This is a genomic window from Giesbergeria sp. (assembly GCF_028686475.1).
In the GTDB taxonomy this organism is placed as follows: domain Bacteria; phylum Pseudomonadota; class Gammaproteobacteria; order Burkholderiales; family Burkholderiaceae_C; genus Simplicispira.
The window spans coordinates 247,869-267,190 of sequence record NZ_JAQUCA010000001.1; the positions used below are offsets into that span (position 1 = coordinate 247,869).

At 58.2% G+C, this 19,322-nt stretch carries 22 protein-coding genes; 17 read left to right on the plus strand and 5 right to left on the minus strand.

Translation table 11 applies throughout. The features are described 5' to 3' along the window. The first annotated feature begins 126 nt into the window (after positions 1–126). The 9 genes from motA (at position 127) to PHX60_RS01230 (ending at position 9,557) form a co-directional block, all read left to right on the plus strand. Positions 127–984, plus strand: a complete 858-nt coding sequence (gene motA, locus PHX60_RS01190; protein ID WP_300073502.1) for a flagellar motor stator protein MotA — start codon at positions 127–129, stop codon at positions 982–984. An 8-nt stretch (positions 985–992) separates the two neighbouring features. Further along, positions 993–1,919, plus strand: a complete 927-nt coding sequence (motB, locus tag PHX60_RS01195) for a flagellar motor protein MotB (RefSeq protein ID WP_300073505.1) — start codon at positions 993–995, stop codon at positions 1,917–1,919. A 65-nt stretch (positions 1,920–1,984) separates the two neighbouring features. Further along, positions 1,985–2,368: a chemotaxis response regulator CheY gene (cheY, locus tag PHX60_RS01200; protein ID WP_300073510.1), complete on the plus strand. Its 384-nt coding sequence runs from the start codon at positions 1,985–1,987 to the stop codon at positions 2,366–2,368. A 9-nt stretch (positions 2,369–2,377) separates the two neighbouring features. Continuing rightward, entirely contained in the window at positions 2,378–3,013 is a 636-nt protein-coding gene (locus PHX60_RS01205) for a protein phosphatase CheZ (protein ID WP_300073513.1), read from the plus strand. 113 nt (positions 3,014–3,126) lie between these two features. Next, the gene (locus PHX60_RS01210) at positions 3,127–4,278 is read left to right on the plus strand and encodes an EscU/YscU/HrcU family type III secretion system export apparatus switch protein (RefSeq protein ID WP_300073516.1); all 1,152 of its coding nucleotides are present in this window, start codon (positions 3,127–3,129) and stop codon (positions 4,276–4,278) included. Continuing rightward, complete coding sequence (flhA, locus tag PHX60_RS01215; protein WP_300073518.1) at positions 4,275–6,362, plus strand: flagellar biosynthesis protein FlhA; 2,088 nt, start codon at positions 4,275–4,277, stop codon at positions 6,360–6,362. Before PHX60_RS01210 ends, flhA begins: the two co-directional genes overlap by 4 nt. Next, positions 6,359–8,008, plus strand: coding sequence for a flagellar biosynthesis protein FlhF (flhF, locus tag PHX60_RS01220; RefSeq protein ID WP_300073521.1), 1,650 nt, complete (start codon positions 6,359–6,361; stop codon positions 8,006–8,008). Before flhA ends, flhF begins: the two co-directional genes overlap by 4 nt. After that, entirely contained in the window at positions 8,001–8,816 is an 816-nt protein-coding gene (locus PHX60_RS01225) for a hypothetical protein (protein ID WP_300073524.1), read from the plus strand. The genes flhF and PHX60_RS01225 overlap by 8 nt, the downstream gene beginning before the upstream one ends. 15 nt (positions 8,817–8,831) lie before the next feature. Beyond that, on the plus strand, positions 8,832–9,557 hold the full coding sequence (locus PHX60_RS01230; protein WP_300073618.1) for an RNA polymerase sigma factor FliA: 726 nt from the start codon (positions 8,832–8,834) through the stop codon (positions 9,555–9,557). Between the two features lie 28 nt (positions 9,558–9,585). Here PHX60_RS01230 and PHX60_RS01235 read toward each other — a convergent pair whose 3' ends face one another. The 3 genes from PHX60_RS01235 to flgA all read right to left on the minus strand — a co-directional run bounded on the left by PHX60_RS01235 (position 9,586) and on the right by flgA (position 11,197). Continuing rightward, positions 9,586–9,954, minus strand: coding sequence for a hypothetical protein (locus tag PHX60_RS01235; RefSeq protein ID WP_300073527.1), 369 nt, complete (start codon positions 9,952–9,954; stop codon positions 9,586–9,588). Positions 9,955–10,017: 63 nt separating this feature from the next. Further along, positions 10,018–10,371: a flagellar biosynthesis anti-sigma factor FlgM gene (flgM, locus tag PHX60_RS01240; protein WP_300073530.1), complete on the minus strand. Its 354-nt coding sequence runs from the start codon at positions 10,369–10,371 to the stop codon at positions 10,018–10,020. An 85-nt stretch (positions 10,372–10,456) separates the two neighbouring features. Next, a complete protein-coding gene (gene flgA, locus PHX60_RS01245; protein WP_300073533.1) occupies positions 10,457–11,197 on the minus strand; it encodes a flagellar basal body P-ring formation chaperone FlgA in 741 nt (246 codons plus the stop codon). A 250-nt stretch (positions 11,198–11,447) separates the two neighbouring features. Here flgA and flgB point away from each other — a divergent pair, with 250 nt between their 5' ends. The 8 genes from flgB (at position 11,448) to PHX60_RS01285 (ending at position 18,538) form a co-directional block, all read left to right on the plus strand. After that, the gene (gene flgB / locus PHX60_RS01250; RefSeq protein WP_300073535.1) at positions 11,448–11,891 is read left to right on the plus strand and encodes a flagellar basal body rod protein FlgB; all 444 of its coding nucleotides are present in this window, start codon (positions 11,448–11,450) and stop codon (positions 11,889–11,891) included. 21 nt (positions 11,892–11,912) lie between these two features. Next, the gene (flgC, locus tag PHX60_RS01255; RefSeq protein WP_300073537.1) at positions 11,913–12,317 is read left to right on the plus strand and encodes a flagellar basal body rod protein FlgC; all 405 of its coding nucleotides are present in this window, start codon (positions 11,913–11,915) and stop codon (positions 12,315–12,317) included. Positions 12,318–12,353: 36 nt separating this feature from the next. Then, positions 12,354–13,019 (plus strand): flagellar hook capping FlgD N-terminal domain-containing protein, encoded by a 666-nt coding sequence (locus PHX60_RS01260; RefSeq protein WP_300073540.1) that lies wholly within the window; start codon positions 12,354–12,356, stop codon positions 13,017–13,019. A gap of 38 nt (positions 13,020–13,057) precedes the next feature. After that, positions 13,058–14,338 (plus strand): flagellar hook protein FlgE, encoded by a 1,281-nt coding sequence (gene flgE / locus PHX60_RS01265; protein ID WP_300073542.1) that lies wholly within the window; start codon positions 13,058–13,060, stop codon positions 14,336–14,338. Positions 14,339–14,376: 38 nt separating this feature from the next. Further along, a complete protein-coding gene (locus PHX60_RS01270) occupies positions 14,377–15,117 on the plus strand; it encodes a flagellar basal body rod protein FlgF (RefSeq protein WP_300073545.1) in 741 nt (246 codons plus the stop codon). A 24-nt stretch (positions 15,118–15,141) separates the two neighbouring features. Continuing rightward, positions 15,142–15,924, plus strand: coding sequence for a flagellar basal-body rod protein FlgG (gene flgG, locus PHX60_RS01275; RefSeq protein ID WP_300073548.1), 783 nt, complete (start codon positions 15,142–15,144; stop codon positions 15,922–15,924). 10 nt (positions 15,925–15,934) lie between these two features. Next, a complete protein-coding gene (locus PHX60_RS01280) occupies positions 15,935–16,624 on the plus strand; it encodes a flagellar basal body L-ring protein FlgH (RefSeq protein WP_300073551.1) in 690 nt (229 codons plus the stop codon). Between the two features lie 408 nt (positions 16,625–17,032). After that, positions 17,033–18,538, plus strand: a complete 1,506-nt coding sequence (locus tag PHX60_RS01285; protein ID WP_300073554.1) for a SulP family inorganic anion transporter — start codon at positions 17,033–17,035, stop codon at positions 18,536–18,538. 10 nt (positions 18,539–18,548) lie between these two features. Here the strand turns inward: PHX60_RS01285 and PHX60_RS01290 are convergent, their stop codons facing one another. Both PHX60_RS01290 and PHX60_RS01295 read right to left on the minus strand, forming a co-directional pair. Then, positions 18,549–19,016 carry a hemerythrin domain-containing protein gene (locus PHX60_RS01290; protein ID WP_300073556.1) on the minus strand — a complete coding sequence of 156 codons (468 nt, stop codon included), beginning with the start codon at positions 19,014–19,016 and terminating at the stop codon, positions 18,549–18,551. A gap of 56 nt (positions 19,017–19,072) precedes the next feature. Then, the gene (locus PHX60_RS01295) at positions 19,073–19,300 is read right to left on the minus strand and encodes a DUF350 domain-containing protein (RefSeq protein WP_300073559.1); all 228 of its coding nucleotides are present in this window, start codon (positions 19,298–19,300) and stop codon (positions 19,073–19,075) included. Positions 19,301–19,322: the final 22 nt, after the last annotated feature.

A 19,322-nucleotide genomic window follows, 5' to 3' on the forward strand; every position in this document is an offset into this window, starting at 1 on the left:
ACCCGGTTTTTGCCGCAACAGTGTGCCTCCGAAGTCAAACGCTTCCGGTACATTACCAACCATCAGCGCTTGATGCTGCCCTGATCTTCTTCTGATCGCCCCTGTCACAGCCACCTTTCATCCAGCATGCCCATCATCATTGGTTACCTTGTCAGCTTGGTCTGCGTCTTTGGTGTGTTCATTCTGCACGGCGGCAATATTGGCGTGGTGCTCAAGGCGCTACCGTTTGAAATGGCCACCATTGGCGGCGCCGCCTTAGGCGCGTTCGTCATCAACAACCAACCCAAGGTTCTCAAGGCCACCATGAAGGGCTTGAGTGGGCTTTTTAAGGGCTCCAAATACACCAAGGCGCGTTACCTAGAGCTGATGGCCATGCTCTACGAGATTTTGCAAAAAGCGCGTAAAGAGGGCCTGATGGCGATTGAAGGCGATGTCGAAGCCCCGCACGAATCCGAGTTGTTCAAAAAATTCCCCAACGTAGGCACTGACCACCATGTGGTCGAATTCACCACCGATTACCTGCGGATGATGGTCTCGGGCAACCTCAATGCCCACGAAATCGAAGCCCTGATGGACAACGAAATCGAAACCCACCACCAAGAGGCCCATGCCCCCGTGGCCGCGATGGCGCGGCTGGCCGGTGGCCTGCCCGCCTTTGGTATCGTGGCGGCGGTGTTGGGTGTGGTCAACACGATGGGCTCGGTGGGCCAACCACCAGCGGTGCTGGGCGGCATGGTCGGTTCGGCCTTGGTGGGTACGTTTTTGGGTATTTTGTTGGCCTATGCGTTTGTCGAACCTTTGGGTGGCCTGATGGAACAAAAAGCCGATGATGCTGCCAAAGAGTTGCTGTGCATCAAATGCACCTTGCTGGCCAGTATGCAAGGCTACAACCCCGCCACCGCGATTGAATTTGGCCGCAAGGTCTTGTTCTCGACCGAGCGCCCCAGCTTTTTGGAGCTGGAAGAATACGTGCGTAAGAAGTAAGCCACCGTATGGCCACCGAAAAAAAACTTCAGCCCATCATCGTCAAGCGCATCAAAAAGGGCGGCCATGCCGTGCATGGTGGCGCTTGGAAGATTGCCTACGCCGACTTTATGACGGCCATGATGGCCTTCTTCTTGCTGATGTGGTTGTTGGGCTCCACGGCGCAAGGGCAGTTGCAAGGCATTGCCGATTATTTTAATTCGCCGCTCAAAGTGGCGATGGCCGGCGGCGATGGCGCGGGCAACAGCACCAGTATTTTGCCCGGTGGCGGCAACGATTTGGCCAAAGTGCATGGCCAAGTCAAGCGCTCGGATGCCCAAGACAAAACCGAACTGGCCAAAGCCCAGCAAGCGCAACAAGATGCCCAGCGCATTAAATCTTTGCGCGCCAAAATTGACGCCATCATCACGCAAAATGCGCGCCTGAACGAGTATAAATCGCAAATTCGCATTGACGTGACCCCCGATGGCCTGCAAATTCAGATTGTCGATGACCAAAACCGCCCGATGTTTGACAGCGGCAGCGCGCTGGTCAAACCCTATATGCGCGACATTTTGCAAGCCATTGGCTCCTCGCTGGCCGATGTCGAAAGCCGCATCAGTTTGGCCGGGCATACCGATGCGGTACCCTACGGTGCTGGCCAGCGTGGCTACAGCAACTGGGAGTTGTCGGCCGACCGGGCCAATGCCTCGCGGCGCGAACTGGTCAGTGCGGGTATGCCCGATAACAAACTGGCGCGCGTGGTAGGTTTGGCCAGCAGTGATTTGCTGCAACCCGATGACCCGCGCGCACCGGCCAACCGACGTATTACCATCACGGTCTTAACGCGCGAAGCGGAGGAAAGATTGCTCAGCAAAAGCGCCTTGACTCTTCCAGGAGTCTCACCCTCGAATGAAAAGCAAGAAAATACCCCTGCCAGTAGCGCCAAACCATAGATTGACGCTATCGACTATGCTTCCCATGACAACACATACTGCAATTCCGACCGAAAGGGTCCCACGTGTCTGACCTTCGCTTTCTGATCGTTGATGACTTCTCTACGATGCGCCGCATCGTCCGTAACCTGCTCAAGGAGAGCGGATTTTCCGATGCCGACGAGGCCGAAGATGGTGTAGCGGCACTGCACAAACTGCGCGCCAGCAAGTTTGACTTTGTCGTCACCGACATCAACATGCCCAACATGAATGGCTTTCAGCTGCTGGCCGAAGTCAAGGCTGACGAAAAACTCAAGCACCTGCCGGTGCTGATGGTGACAGCCGAAGCCCGCAAAGAAGACATTGTGGCCGCTGCCCAAGCCGGTGCGGCGGGTTACATTGTCAAACCCTTTACCAAGGCCACCCTGGAAGAAAAGGTCAATTTGATCATCAAAAAGCAGGGGCTGTAAGCCATCGCTATGGACACCAGCAACACCCCCCCTGCGGCCACCAGCCCTGCGGCTGTTGATGTACACCAGCGGATTGGTATCCTGACGCGCCAGTTACACGACTCGCTCAATGAGCTGGGCTATGCCAAAAAGCTACGCAGCAGCATGAGCGAGCTGCCCGATGCTCAAAGCCGCCTGTCGTACATCGCGCGGCTCACGGGCGAAGCCGCAGAGAAGGTGCTGGGGCGCGTAGAGCAGGCCAAAGCGCAAAACGATTTGCTGGCCGAAGAAACCCGGCGCGTCACGACGGCCTTGGTCAAAGACCCGGTAGCGGCCGTGGCCAAGGGCGAAGTCATGAATTTTCTCAACGATATAGAGAAAATTTCGCGCACCACCGATGAGCACCTGACCGAAATCATGATGGCGCAAGACTTCCATGACCTGACCGGTCAAGTCATTGCCCGTGTGGTGTCTTTGGCGGCCACGATTGAAGAGCAACTGCTGCAATTGGTGATTGATACCGCACCGCCCGGCGTGGTGGCCCCCATGCCGGTGGAGCCAGTACACGAGCATTTGGCCGGCCCCGTGGTGGACCCAGAAAATACGCCCGATGTGGTGACCGACCAATCCGAGGTCGATGATTTATTGGCCAGCTTAGGCTTTTAACGCGCACTGCGCTGCCTCTACAGCCCGAATAAGCGGGGCCACTGGCCCGTTTATCGGGCTTTAGCTTTGGCCGCTGCTGACGACAATGGCGTGACTATCCCTGTCATGCCATCATGGAATCGAGCCAAGACCGCAACCTTCCCGCGACCGAGCGCAAGCTCCAGAAGGCCCGCACCGACGGGCAGGCGGCGCGTTCGCGCGATTTATCGCATTTGGCCATTTTGGGCATGGGCGCGGCCAGCATGTTGATGCTGGCTCCCATGCTGATGGAGCGGATGCAGCTGGAGATGAGCCACCAGTTTGTGTTTGATGCCACCACAGTACGCACGCCCGCACAGATGCTAGAGCGCTTGCAACAGATGGTGATTGTGGGCGTGGTGGCCAGCATTGTTTTTTCTTTATTGACCAGCGCCGCAACCCTACTCAGTGCCGTGGCCTCGGGCGGCTGGGTCTGGAGCTTTAAGCCCATTACGCCGCAATTTAACCGGCTCAATCCCATTTCTGGCATTGGCAATTTGTTTTCTAAACAGCAAATGACCAACGTCGCCAAGATGGTGCTAATGACGGCCATTCTCACCTTTGTGGCCTGGAAATACATGGGCAACAGCATCGAGGAGATGGCCGCCCTGATTTTGCAGCCTTCGGCAGACTCGATTGGCTATGTGGCCCGTTGGCTGACGGGTGGCATGTCGATGCTGCTGTTGGTGGTGTTTCTGACCGCCATGATTGACGTGCCGCTGCAAATTTTCTTCTTCAAAGACCGGCTGAAGATGTCGCACCAAGAAGTCAAGCAAGAGCATAAAGAGTCCGAGGGCAGCCCCGAAACCAAAGGCCGCCAGCGCCAGCGCCAGCGCGAAATTGCCGATGGGGCCAGCGTGGGGGCCGTGCCCAAGGCCGATTTTGTCGTGATGAACCCCACCCACTACGCCGTGGCCCTGAAGTACGACAGCGGCATGATGGCCCCCCAAGTGATTTCTAAGGGCACCGACCTGATTGCCATGACGATTCGTGATGTCGCCAAAGCGCACAGCATTCCGGTCTTGCAATCGCCCATGTTGGCGCGCGCCCTGTATGCCCACGCCGAGATAGACCAACCCATTCCGCACACCCTGTACACCGCCGTGGCCCAGGTGCTGGCTTATGTGTATCGCCTCAAAGCTGCCTTGCGCGGCGAAGGCCCGATGCCCGACGAGCTGCCCGAACTGCCGGTGCCCCCCGAACTCGATCCGCTGAACCGCAAGACCCAGCAAGGAGCAACCCCATGAGCCTTTCTGTGAATTCTGCCCGCCAATGGGCGGGCAACAGTGCCGCCGCTGCCCAAGGCATGGCGGCCCCACTGTTGGTGGTGGCCATTTTGGCGCTGATGGTGTTGCCCATTCCGGCTTGGATGCTGGATGTGTTTTTTACCATCAACATTGCCGTAGCGCTGATGGTGATGATGGTGGCAGCCTACATGCTCAAGCCGCTGGATTTTGCGGCCTTTCCGTCGGTGCTGTTGCTCTCGACGCTGATGCGCTTGTCGCTCAACGTAGCCTCCACCCGCGTGGTGCTGCTAGAAGGCCACACCGGCCCCGGCGCCGCTGGTGCGGTGATTGAAGCCTTTGGCCACTTTTTGATTGGTGGCAATTTTGCCGTCGGCCTGATTGTGTTTGCGATTTTGGTGGTGATTAACTTTATCGTGATTACCAAAGGGGCCGAGCGCATTGCCGAAGTGTCGGCGCGCTTTACCTTGGATGCCATGCCCGGCAAGCAAATGGCGGTGGATGCCGACTTGAACGCTGGCCTGATTGACGAAAAAGAGGCCAAGCGCCGCCGTGCCGAAGTGGGTGAAGAAGCCAACTTTTTTGGCTCGATGGATGGTGCCTCTAAGTTTGTGCGCGGCGATGCCGTGGCCGGTATCCTGATTTTGTTCATCAACATCATCGGTGGCTTTGCCATTGGTATGTTGCAACACGGCCTATCGGCTGGCAAGGCAGCGGATACCTACATTTTGATGGCCGTCGGTGATGCGCTGGTGGCACAGATTCCGGGTTTGTTGATTTCGGTGGCCGCCGCAATGGTGATTTCGCGCGTGGGCAAAGACACCGACATGGGCCAACAAATTGTGCACCAGATGTTTACCTCGCCGCGCGTATTGGGCATTACGGCGGGCATTTTGATTTTGCTGGGCGTGATTCCCGGTATGCCGCACTTGGTATTTTTGGGTGTCGGCTCGGCAATGGGTTATTGGGCTTGGGTGCTGCTGCAACGCGCCAAAGCGCCGCCCCCCGCCGAAGCACCCGCTGCTGCGGCCACACCGGCAGAAACCGATGCCACTTGGGACGATTTACAACCGGTCGATTTGCTCGGCTTGGAGCTGGGCTACCGCCTGATTGCCCTGGTGGACAAAAACCGCCAAGGCGATTTGCTCACGCGCATCAAAGGCGTGCGGCGCAAGTTTGCCCAAGAGGTCGGCTTCTTGCCGCCGCCCGTGCATGTGCGCGACAACCTCGAACTCAAGCCCAGCGCCTACCGTTTGACTTTGCGCGGCGTGGTGGTGGGCGAGGGCGAAGCCTTCCCCGGCATGTTCTTGGCCATCAACCCCGGCGGCATTACCACACCCCTGATTGGCACCCCCACCACCGACCCGGCTTTTGGTTTGCCCGCGCACTGGATCGACGATCAGCAAAAGGAAGCGGCACAAATGGCAGGCTTTACCGTGGTTGATTCGGAAACCGTGATGGCGACACATTTGTCACACTTGATGCAAGTTCAAGCCGCCAAATTGCTCAGCCGCACAGAGACGCAGCAATTGGTGGAACATGTTGCCAAGCTGGCCCCCAAATTGATAGAAGAGGTGATCCCGAAAATGGTTTCGATCACAACGTTCCAAAAGGTGTTGCAATTGTTACTCGAAGAATCGGTGCATATCCGCGACATCCGCACCATCATCGAAACACTGGCCGAACACGCCGGCAGCATCAGCGATCCGCAAGAGCTGGCGCGACGGGTGCGTATTGCCCTGTCGCCCGCCATCGTGCAACAAATTTATGGCCCTACACGCGAATTGAGCGTGATTGCCATCGAACCCGGTTTAGAGCGTCTGTTGGTACAAGCCTTGGCCAACGCCAATGGCCCCTCCTTGGACCCCGGTGTGGCTGACATCCTGACGCAGCGTGCTGCTGAAGTGGCCCTCAAGCAAGAAGAAATCGGTTTGCCTGCCTGCCTGTTGGTGCCCGACACCATCCGCAGCGCTATTTCCCGTTTGGTACGGCGCGTGGCCCCACGCCTACAAGTGCTGGCACACAGCGAAATCCCTGAAACCCACACCATTCGTATTGGGCCCATTCTCAAAGGAGCATCGGCATGAACATCAAACGCTTTTACGCAGCCACGGCACGCGAAGCACTGGCCAAGGCCCGCATGACCTTTGGAGATGCCACGGTCATTTTGTCCAACCGCAGCACCCCCGACGGGGTGGAAGTAGTGGCCACGGCAGAAGAATCTTTAACCTCCTTAGAGCAGCAAGCCACTGAACCGGCAGAATCGCCCCGTGCGGCTCCTGCGGCCACCGCCCCCCTGAGGCCAGTGCCCCCACTGCGCCCGGCGGCCAACAGCGCAGCACAGCAGCCCGCCATGCCGCGTGAGCCGGTGTTAGAGCGCAACCCCATTCACGAAGACACCGAGCAGCTGGCCATGAGCACCCTGTCTTTCCAAGACTACGTGCGCGAACGCATGTTGCGCCGCCGCCACGAAGCCCTGCAAGGCCACGACAGCGCTTTGGATGAGGATGACGACGATATGCTGTCCGCCGCAGTGCCGCCCCCAGTGGCCATGCGCCGCCCCGAGCCTGCCCCCGTCCGCAGCAACCCCGCCTACGAGCAGCGCAGCGCCCCCCCCATGCCAGCGGCACCAGCACCCACAGCAGCAACCCCCTTTTATCCGCCAGCGTTTGATGCCATCGCACCAGAGCCAGCACCGCTGGCCCGTGTCGCCCAGCCGATTGCCACCCGGCGCAACCCTGAGCCTAGCGCCCCTGCCAAAGTAGCACCGCCCCCGATGCGCCAAGAAGGCGTGATGGCCGAGCTGCAATCCATGAAGGATTTGATTGAGGAGCGCTTCAATACCCTGTCTTGGTTGGGCCAAGCCAAACAGAACCCCATCCAATCGAACTTGATGCTCAAATTGATTGGTGCCGGTTACTCGCCCACCTTGGCGCGTGCCGTGCTAGAGCGCCTGCCCGAAAACTTTAACGCGGGCGATGCCGTGCGTTGGTTAATGGAAGTGCTAGAGCGCAACCTGAAAACCGATGCCGAAACCGAAAGCCTGCCGCAAGAAGGTGGTATCTATGCTTTGGTCGGTACTACCGGTGTGGGTAAAACTACCACCAGCGCCAAACTGGCCGCCCAATGTGCGCGCATGTACGGCGCTGCCAGTGTGGGCCTGATCACCCTGGACACCTACCGCATTGGTGCCCACGAGCAACTGCGCTCCTATGGCCGCATGTTGGGTGTCGTGGCCCACTTGGCCCACGACCAAGCCGCACTGCAAGACTTGCTCGGCTTGCTCAGTGGAAAAAAATTGGTGCTGATTGACACCACCGGCGTAGCCGCCCGTGACCCACGCAAGCGCGACATGCTCGATGTGCTGGATTTGCCCGACATCAAGCGCCTGTTGGTGGTCAATGCCAGCAGCCACGGCGATACCTTGGACGATGTGTTTGCCTCGTTCAAGAGCCGGGGGCCACAGCAGGCCATCTTGTCCAAAGTGGATGAGGCCGTCAAACTCGGCCCACCACTGGATGCCCTGATTCGCAACCGCATGGTGCTGCGCGGCGTCACCAACGGCCAGCGCGTGCCCGAAGACTGGGAAGCCGCCGATGCCAAAAAATTGGTAGCTTTGTCGATGCGCGCCACCAACCGCTCGGCCTTTGAGCCTAAAGTGGCTGATTTAAACTTCTTCTTTACCCGGCCTACCGCCTCGTTTGCCCAAGAAGGAATGGCCGGCCATGCTTGACACCCATTTCCACCAAGGTATGGGTTTGCAATGCCAGCAGCCCCAAGACGAACTGCGCCTGCTGGTCGTGACCAGCCAAGACGATGGCGGCAAAACACTGGCCACCCTGTGGCAATTGTGCGGCCATATGCAACGCCTAGGCTATCCGGTCGTGGTACTCGATGCCACCGCTATCGAGACCGACCGCGCCCCCGGCCTGCTGCAACTGCTCACCCATGCGCCGTGGGCCGATGCCAGCGTGCATGGTGTCCATGCCGATGCCTCGGCCTTGGCCGTGGTGCCAGCAGCGCTCGGCCTGCTCACTTTGGCCAATACGGCCCAACGCAAAGGCGAAGCGGCACAAACTTTGGCCCAGTTAGAGCCCATTTTTCGGCGCTATGCGGTAGTCGTACTCTATGCCCCGATTGAGCTGATGAGCACCCCCCTGCTGGCAGGCAGCAACACCATCCCGCTGCTGATTACCAAAGCAGGTAAAAATGCCCTGATGGAGTGCTACCGCCAAATCAAACACTTGGCTTTGCACGCTAACTTGCCCAGCATGGTGGCTTACCTTAGCCCGCACGCCAGTGGCAAAAAAGCCGAACAAGCGCGCACCAGCCTAGAAGCGCTGGAGCGTTGCGTAGCGCACCATTTAGGCCAACGCTTGCGCGGCACCCTGCTGCCAGAAAACAGCGCTGCCGATATGCAACGCTTAGCCCTGTTGCTGCTCGACAGCGCCAGCACCATCAGCACACCCAGTGCGCTGGCTTGGCACAGCGGCCAATGGGCCACCCATTCGGCTGCCTCGCACCTGTTCCAAAGCCACTGACCTTGACCCGCAGTGATGTACACCGCCAAAGGCCAGCTTGACCGCGAGGCCCTGATTCGCCAATACCTGCCTTTGGTGCGACGGCTGGCCAGTCACATGCTGGCCAAGCTGCCGCCCAATGTAGAACTCGATGATTTGGTGCAGGTGGGCATGATTGGCCTGACCGAGGCACTCTCGCGCTACGAAGCCAGCCAAGGCGTGCAATTTGAAACCTTTGCCACCCAGCGCATCCGTGGGGCCATGCTCGATGAGCTACGCAGTGGCGATTGGATGTCGCGCGGCGCACGCAAGGGCCAAAAAGACATCGAACGGGCAATACACCGACTAGAGCAAAGCTTAGGCCGCGCGCCGCTGGAATCAGAAATAGCGCAGGAGATGGGCATGGAACTGCAAGAATACCAACAGCTGCTGGGCAAAGTGCGCGGCACCCAGTTGCTCTACCTCGAAGACCTGAGCCGGGGCCAAGGCCGTGCCAGCGACGGCGATGATTTTTTAGACCGCTACTTGGTTGACCAGCAGGCCGACCCCGCCAGCCTGTTGCGTAGCCAGCGCCTGCGCGGTGCTTTGGTACAAGCGATTGAACAACTGCCCGAGCGCGAGCAGCAAATGATGGGCATGTACTACGAACACGACATGAATCTGAAAGAGATTGCCGCCGTGTTGGGCGTGACCGAATCGCGCATTTGCCAATTGCACAGCCAAGCCATTGCCCGCCTGCGCGCCAAAATGCGCGCCCACTGAAAAAATCAAACGCGCCTGTTTCAGCCCCTCAACCGGCAGCGCTGTAAATACGTGCCGCTCCATTGGTAGCGGGGCCGTAGGTATGCGTAGGATGCGCTGGCGGCAACAACACTGCCGCTTGCCGATCGGCCAAGGCCGCCAAACGCGCCAGACTATCGCGCTGCAATGACAAGGTAGCATGAATTTGCCGGATGCGCTCTTCTAGCCCTTGCGTCACTTCAACCACCCGCAAGCCCTCTAGGGCTTTAATAAAATCCACCGACACTTGGCGCATCCGCTCGCTGCAATTTTGCAGTGCCTGCGGGTCTGGTGCCAACAGTGCAGCCGACAAGGCTTGCAATTGCAGCTCTACCGTCTGCAAAGCCGATTCAAGAAGGGGGTGGGGAGAAGCAGTCATGGCAGTAGTAGGCTATGAGTAAAAAGATAAAAACAACACCGGGCAGACACAGCAACCCGGCCCTTAGCCTTGGTATGCAGGTGGCAAAGCCAGCGCATCTTGGGCATCAGACAGCAACCGGTCGGCAATCGCTCCGGCATTGATTTGAAACCTACCATCGGCAATCGCTGCACGCATCGCCTTGACGCGCTCGGTATCAAACTCTGTGGCCGCACGCCCGGCAAACTCCAACTCGCGGGCACCACGCGACAGACTGACCGTAGCTGGCATACCCGCCGTTTGCGCTGCTGCGGCACCTTTGGTCACCCCTTCGGCGACCGGCGCTGCCCGCGCCTGTGCCACGGCACTGGGCAACTCCGCTTGCTGTCCTATCTTCATGTTGTTTTCTCCACAGGCCCCTTGCCATTGCTGGGGCATAGTGCAGCTGTTATCGGCGCATGGGGCTGATACTTTAGCCAGCTGGGCACTCAGGGGCACAAAATGGGTACAAAACAGCAGCGACTCAAAATTGCGTCTCGACCATGCCCTCTGCATTGACGGTGCCAGTAATGATTTTGCCATTGGGCATACGCACGCGCACCGAGTCTCCGGCACCGCCGGGTGTCATGGCTTGGCCACTGCCACTGATGGCAAAACCGCCCCCTTGCGACACCACGCGCACCTGCGCCCCGGCCTGAAACAAACGTGGTGCGCGCAGCATCGATTGGCGCAGTGCTTGCCCTGCGCCCAAAGAGCGCGCTGCCACCTTGCCCACCCATTGGTCTGGCTCAGCCAGCACGCTATCGGCAGCGGCGGCCCAGTCCACCTCAGAGGGCATGGCATCGGTGGCCGACAAGGTAGCCCCCATAGCGACTGGGCCGGTCAGTACCCAAGCGGGGCCATAGGCTTTGATGGTGATGGGTAAAAACACGTTCCAGCGGCTTGGGCCGACGGCACAGCGCAACCCCAAACGGCTACGCCCCCACAGGCGCGTGCCGGTGGGCAAATAAGGCTCGATGCGCTCACAAGGGGCCAAGCGCAGGCGCGGGTCCAGCTGACCTACTTCCACTTCCATACGCAAAGCGGCTGCCACACCGGTGCTGGCTTGGCCATTGCGCTGCAAGGTTTGCTCTATCCACTGGCGCATGGTCTCTTCGATGTTGCCCGGTGCTTGCGCGTGCGCCAGCGGTAGCGCGGCCGCATAGCCTACACAAGCCCAGCACAGCCAGCGGCGCACCTGCGTGGCCAGCAGAGAAATAAGCATCAGCATCTACTTTCTTGGGATTTTGGGGATGGTTGGGTGCCATGAATGGCCACTATCGCTGTTTTGCCAGCATGCAATCGCCCAAACTGCCCAAACAAACCCGCTTTCTTTGCTGCTTCAGCGTTGGGCGCTCTTTTCATAATTGCTGCACGCCCAAGCCCCTTTTGCGTGGCAGTGGCGCACTAGGCAAACGCACTAGGCCAATTTAGGTCAACCACACGGCAAAACGGCAACGGCAAAGGGCACCGCCATGATCAACAAACTAACTGGGCAACTTCAATTTCAGGGCAACGCGCTGCTGCTGCGCGCCGAGCGCCAGCGCACCATTGCCAGCAATATTGCCAATGCCGATACCCCCGGCTACGTAGGCCGTGATTTTGATTTTGCCAGCACCTTGCAAGAGTCTTTGCGCTCGGGCAAGGTTTTGGGCCAGCAAACCCCAGTGCCTAAAGCGCCGGTATACCACAGCGCCCATGTGGCCCTGCCCACGGTGCAAATGGACTCAGCACGCATCGGCCCAGACCCAGCCGCCTTGGGCTACACCGTACAAACCCAGCCCAGTGTGGACAACAACACCGTCGATTTGGACCGCGAACGTGCCAACTTTGTCGATAACTCGGTGCGCTACGAGGCCACGCTGCGCTTTATCAACGGTAGCGCGAAAACCCTGCTCAGTGCCATCCAAGGCCAGTGAACTGGATAAAGGATTCCTCGTATGTCGATGTTCTCCATCTTTAACGTCTCGGGCAGTGCCATCAGCGCCCAATCGCAACGCCTGAACGTAGTAGCCAGTAACTTGGCCAACGTCGAGGCGGTAGCTGGCCCCGACGGCAAAGCCTACAAAGCGCGCCAAGTGGTGTTCCAAACCGCCCCGATGGGGCCGGACAGCTCGGCGGGCGTGCGCGTCAAGGCGATTGAAGAAAGCGATGCCCCCGGCAAGCGCATCCACGACCCCAGCCACCCATTGGCCGATGCCGAAGGTTATGTCAACCACTCCAACGTGAATGCAGTGGAAGAGATGGTGAACATGATTTCAGCCTCGCGCTCGTACCAAAACAACGTCGAAGTCATGAACACAGCCAAATCGCTGCTGCTCAAAACCTTGCAAATGGGCCAATAAGCCGCCCTGCCCCTCGTCTGAAGAAAGCGCCCCGCCATGAGCACCACCATCAACTCGACCACGGCCAGCACAGCAGCCAGCGGTGTCGGCAGCACCAACAGCGTCAATGTCAACAGCGCCAATGACCAACAAGACCGCTTCTTAAAGCTGCTGGTGGCGCAAATGAACAACCAAGACCCAATGAACCCATTGGACAACGCGCAGATGACCTCGCAAATCGCGCAAATCAACACCGTGACCGGCATTGAAAAGCTCAACACCACCGTCGAAAGTTTGGCCGGCCAGTTTGCCAGCCAGCAACTGATGCAAGGCACAGCGATGGTGGGCCGCAGTGTGCTGGTGGCAGGCAACCAACTGGCGCTCAACAGCGAATCGAAACAAGGCTTTGGTGCGGTGGAGTTGGAGGGGTCGGCCAGCAGCGTCAAGGTGCAAGTACTGGATGCTGGTAACCAAGAAGTGGGTACGGTGGACTTGGGTGCCTTGCCCGCAGGCCAGCACAACTTTAGCTGGAACGCCGCCGCCTACGAAGGCAGCGGCCCCTTGCGCTTTAAGGTGCTGGCCGCCAATGGCGAAACAGCCGTCAATAGCACCGCCCTGAATTTGGACCAAGTCTCTGCCGTCAGTTTAAGCAATGGGGCCTTGCAATTGGAGCTGGCCCGTGGCGGCAGCACCACGCAATCGGCACTGAAAGCTATTCTTTAATTTTATCGACCTGCTTACCGCAGTCATAGGAGCATATCATGGGTTTTCAACATGGTCTTTCGGGCTTGAATGCAGCCAAGCAAAACTTAGATGTGATTGGCCACAATATTGCCAACGCCAACACTACCGGATTTAAGGGTTCACGGGCTGAATTTGCTGCCATTATTGCTGGGGCGATGGGTGTCAGCAACAGCGGTAATGCAGACGGTGTGCAAACTGCAGTAGTTGCACAGCAGTTTAGGGCAGGGGCCATTACCAGAACGGGCAACAACTCGGGTAATAATTTTGACTTGGCTATCAGTGGCAACGGTTTTTTTATTGTACGCCAAGCGGATGGCACCAATGCCTACACCCGCGCGGGTGATTTTAAGCTGTACGATGGCAATTTAATGACCAATGACAGGTCTCATGTCATGGGGTATAAAATAAATCCCGACGGCACTGGAACTAACGTCCCAGAACCTCTGGTTTTTCCTGTGGGTACGGCCATTCCAGCAAAATCTACTACTGAAATTACCGCAGCTTTTAACCTTGATGCCCGCGCTACCAATGCTGCTGGTACACCTGCTATTCCAGCCGATCCAGCCGCAGTCCCCCCGACGGCTGCAGTGCCAGCAGTTCCCCCTACGCCACGCAACACCTACGGAACCTCTGTAGAGGTTTACGATAGCCAAGGAGTGGCTACACCATTAGATTTGTATTTTGAAAAAACAGCCACCCCCAATACGTGGAATGTCTATACCTCTCTGGATGCAGGCGCACCTATTGCAACCACCATTAGTTTTGATGCAGAAGGTAAAATAATTACCGATCCTGCAACCCCAATTACCATATCTGTCACTCCAACCAGCAACCCGAACACAGGGGCACCTGCACCGTTTAACGTTACCTTGGATTTAAGTAAAGTCACCCAATATGGCAATGAATTTGCTATCTCTGATTTAAAACAAGACGGCTATGCGGCAGGCCTGCTGCTGGGCGTGAGTGTGGACAATTTAGGGCAAGTGCAAGCCAGTTATTCCAATGGCATTAAACGGGTAGAAGGCCAAGTAGCTTTGGCTACCTTCCGTAACGTACAGGGTTTAGCCCCGATTGGTGGCAATGCCTGGGTAGAAACTGGTGTTTCGGGCGAGCCGATGTTTGGCAAACCCAACACCGGAAACTTTGGCAGTATTGATGCTGGGGCATTGGAAGAATCCAACGTGGACTTGACCGGCGAACTGGTCAACATGATGACCGCCCAGCGCGCCTACCAAGCCAACGCCCAAACCATTAAAACGCAAGACCAAGCGATGTCCACCATCGTCAACCTGCGTTAATTGCTTTAGCCCGCTTGCCCTGATTACTGAGAAACGCCATGGACCGCATCATTTACACCTCCATGACCGGCGCCAACGCTGCCGCCCACCGGCAGGCGGTGCTGTCGCACAACCTGGCCAACGTCTCTACCCAGGGCTTTCGGGCCGAGATGTCCACCTTCCGCTCGGTACCCATCCAAGGCGAAGGCTCGGGCACACGCGTGTTTGCCCTAGAGGCCACCTCCGGCCATGTAGAAACCCCCGGCCCCGTACAGCGCACCGGACGCAACTTGGATGCAATGGCCGTGGGCAATGCCTGGTTTGCCGTGCAGGGCTTGGATGGCACCGAAGCCTACACGCGCAACGGCAGCTTTGAAGTCACTCCCGCCGGGCAGCTGGTCACCAGCACCGGCTTGGCCGTGCTGTCCGATGGCGGTGGCCCGATTGACGTGCCCCAAGGGGCCGAAGTCTCGCTAGGCTCGGATGGCACCCTGACCGCCAAAACCGGCAACCAACCCCCTGCCGCCATTGGCCGTATCAAACTGGCCACGCCAGCCGCCGATGACCCCCTCAAACGCGGCAACGATGGCCTGTTCCGTCCCGTCTCGGGCGACCCCCTGCCCAACGATGCCAACGCGCGCCTGCTGTCCGGGGCCACCGAAGGCTCTAACGTGAATGCGGTGGAAAGCATGGTGGGCTTGATTGCCGCCTCGCGCCAGTTTGAGCAACAAATGCGCCTGCTGCAAACCGCCGAAACCAACGACAAAACCGCCAGCCAACTGCTGAGCATCAACGGCTAAGCCCAAGGCCAAAAGGAAAACGCCATGATCAACTCCCTGTGGATTGCCAAGACCGGCATGGAAGCCCAGCAGACCCAGCTGGATGTCATCTCGCACAACCTGGCCAACGTCTCGACCAACGGCTTCAAACGCAACAATGCGGTGTTTGAAGACCTGATTTACCAAAACCTGCGCCAAGTCGGGGCCAACACCACCGAGCAAAACCAGTTGCCCACCGGCCTGCACTTGGGCTTGGGCGTGCGTACCGTGGCCACCAGCCGCAACTTTACCCAAGGCCCGTTGCAACAATCGAACAATAATCTGGATGTGGCTATCAGTGGCAGTGGTTTTTTGAGCGTTACCATGCCCGACGGCACCTTGGGCTACACGCGCGATGGTTCGTTCCAATTGGATGCCCAAGGGCGCTTGGTCACCTCCAGCGGCCTGCCGGTGGCCAACGGCATCACCATCCCACCCGGTGCCACCAGTGTCGCTATCGATGCCACTGGCCAAGTGTCGGCCTTGATGCCGGGCAACCCACAGCCGCAGCCTATGGGCCAGCTGGCCATGTCTAACTTTATCAACCCCGCCGGGCTAGAGCCACTGGGACAAAACCTGTTCCGCGAGTCGGCGGCCTCGGGGCAACCGCAAGAAGGCCAACCCGGTACCAATGGCCTGGGCATCATCAAGCAAGGCTTTTTAGAAACCTCCAACGTGAATGTGGTGCAAGAGTTGGTCACCATGATTCAAACCCAGCGCGCCTACGAGATGAACTCCAAGGCCATCTCCACCTCGGACCAAATGCTGGCCAAACTCAACCAACTGTAAGGACATTGCCATGCGCCCCACTGCCATCACCCTGCCCGGTAGCGCGTTGGCGCTGTTACTGAGCGGCTGCGCCAGCTTGTCGCCACCGCCACCCGTGGATGTGCTGCCCACCACCGCCCCCGTCGTCAGTGCGCCCGCGTTTCGTAGCCATGCTGCACCGGTAACGGGTGGGCTGTTTCACAGTGCCAGCTACCGCCCAGCGTTTGAAGACCGGCGCGCACGTTTGGTGGGCGATGTGGTGACGGTGCAAATTACCGAAAACATCACCGCGCGGCAAACCTCTTCCTCTACCGTGGACCGCGAGGGCAGCATCAGCGGTGGCATTAGCGCCCTGCCGTTTATCAATGCTGCCAAGCTGGCCAAAACCAAAATCGGTGCCGAGTCCACCAACAACTTTACGGGCAAGGGCGGCACCGAAAGCGCCAACACCTTTACCGGCTCTATCACGGCCAGCGTGATAGAAGTATTGCCCAATGGCCATTTGGTGATTGCAGGCGAGAAGCAAATTGGCGTCAATCAAAACGTGGATGTGCTGCGCTTTTCCGGCACGGTGGACCCGCGCTCTTTGCAGCCGGGCAGCATCGTGACCTCAACCCAAGTGGCCAATGTCCGCATTGAATCGCGCGGTCGTGGTGCCCAAGCCGAGGTACAAGCAATGGGCTGGCTGGGGCGATTTTTTAACAGCATTTCGCCGTTCTGATTCTTGGCGTACAGCGGCCAAAGTGGCCTCTCTGCACTGGTGATCTGGTGCTAAAGTAGCATGGCACAAAAATAAGCCCCGAGGCAAGAATTTGAATGTGGGCAGACATCCAGCATGCACATGCGCGAGAGCCAAATCAATAGCCGGATACTGATCAGTACCATGCGCCAGCCCAGCTATACCAGCGCCAAAGCACTCAATCAATTGTAGTACGCCATACGCTGGAACATTGAGGTCGATTTTCGGGTGATCAAGGCGCCGCTAGGGATGGATGTGCTGCGCTGGTGCAGGCACTGCTGCAAAACATAGGCAAGCTGCACCTGCGAGCGCGCCCTGGACGCATCGAGCCTCGGGCTAAGAAGCGAAGACCGATTTGGAGGGATGCCTTAAAGTCGCTTGTTTTTGTCCATGAAACTATTGCGTTCTACACGCTGGCACACCGAATGGGCACCTAACGGCATTCCACGCGAATTGTTGGCCGGGGCCGTGGCCACTTTTGCCCTCATCCCCGAGGTTATCGCTTTTTCTTTTGTCGCCGGGGTAGCCCCTTCGGTGGGCTTGTTCGCCTCGTTTGTCATCAGTGTGGTGATTGCCTTTTTTGGTGGCCGTCCGGCCATGGTGTCGGCGGCAGCGGGTTCGGTGGCGTTGGTGGCAGCTCCGCTGATGCAGTCGCATGGCTTGGGCTATTTACTGGCGGCTGGGCTATTGGCCGGGCTGGTGCAGGTGCTGTTTGGCTGGCTCAAGCTGGGGGTGCTGATGCGCTTTGTCTCTAGCTCGGTACGCACCGGCTTTGTCAATGCGCTGGCGGTATTGATTTTTGCGGCACAGTGGCCCCATTTGGGTGGAGCCAACACTGCTACCTTGGCGATGCTGGCCCTAGGCTTGCTGCTGATTTATGGCTTGCCGCGCTTGGCGGCTTGGCTCGGCTGGCGGGCCTTGACGCTCATTCCGCCGCCTTTGGTGTGTGTCTTGCTGCTGACTGGGTTGTCTAGCACGCTGGGCCTGCCCTCGGCCACGGTGGCCGATTTGGGCCAACTGCCCGAAAGCCTGCCTTTCTTCGCCCTGCCCCAAGTGCCGTGGGATTGGCAAACGCTACGCATTATTGCCCTGCCTGCTTTGGCGATTGCCTTTGTTGGCTTGCTTGAATCGGTGCTGACCGCTGCCGTGGTCGATGAACTGACCGATACCCCCAGCAACAAAAACCGCGAATGCACCGGCTTGGGGCTGGCCAATATCGCCGCCAGTTGCTTTGGTGGCATTGCTGGCTGCGGCATGATTGGTCAGGCGGTGGGCAACGTCAAGTATGGTGGCCGTGGGCGGCTTTCTACCCTGTTTGCCGGGGTGTTTTTGCTGATTTTGATGGTGCTGCTCAAGCCTTGGGTGTCACAGGTGCCGGTGATTGCTCTGGTGGCCATCATGGTGATGGTGTCGGTCGAGACGTTTGATTGGAAATCTCTGGGCGCTTTGTTGCACCACCCGCGCCTGTCCAGTGCGGTGATGTTGGCCACGGTAGTGGTGACGATTGGCACGCACAATCTGGCCGCTGGGGTGGCGGTGGGCGTGCTGCTCAGTGGGGTGTTTTTTGCTTTTAAGGTCTCGCGCATGTTGCAAGTGCAGTGCAGCGATGACGCGGCCACGGGTACGCGCACGTGGCTGGTGACAGGACAGGTGTTTTTTGCCTCGGCCGATGCGTTTATCGAGGCGTTTGATATTCGTGGTGCCCAACAGCGCCCAGTGTATATTGATGTCTCAAGGGCGCATTTTTGGGACATCACCGCACTGGCAGCGCTGGACAAAGTGGTCGAGCGCCTGCGCCACCACGGCAGCAGCGTCGAAGTGCGGGGCCTGCACCAGGCCGGTGCCGTGCTGATAGATATGCCGCGCCCCGAGCGCCCCGATGTTTTGCCCAAATAAGGCCGGGCGTTTAAGCCGCCGAAGCCACATTGCGCCGCAACACCACCGGCTTGCCGCCCAAGCGTTTTTGGCACATCCAATGGGATAAGGCCGAGTCTAAATAATCGGCATGGCCCGGAAACCAGCGCGCCAGCTCGTCGGCCAGTTCACGGCAAATAGTGCTGTTGCCTTGGGCCAATAGGCCACGCACTTCTAGCACCGAATTCATGACGGCTGCATGTTCGTCGATGTGGCAATCGCGCGCCGGAAAATCGGTCTCTACCATCCAGGCTTTTTCTTCGTCAAAATGCTTTTGTGCGTGGACGATAAAGGCTTCTAACAAGGCAGGCAATTGTGCCTCGGGGGCGGTTTGCAATTGGCCTACCAATTCAACAAACTCGTGGTGAATGTCGTCCATCGGCGCAAAACCCAGCAAAAACGCATCGCTCCATTGCAGGGTTTCAGATTCAGAGGTGGCAGGAATAGGAGGTGTGGACATACGCAAAAGAACAAGCAGAGTTTTGAAAAAGCCTCACAGGCATGGGCTGGGCAGAATTAGCCGCCGTGGATGGCCGCCGCCACAATGATGCTAATGCCCAAACACATGGCCGCGACGACCAGCGCCAGCGCCTTGTTGTGTTTTTCGACAATCTCGCCCCACAAATCGTAGGGCGTGAGCTTGTCGATGATGATAAAGCTGATCCAAAACACCAGCACACCAATCAAGGCAAACAGTATCGAGCCTAAAAACGCGGCTGGGCGTAGCCATTCAAGTCCCATCATGGTGATGTTCTCCGGGTAAAAG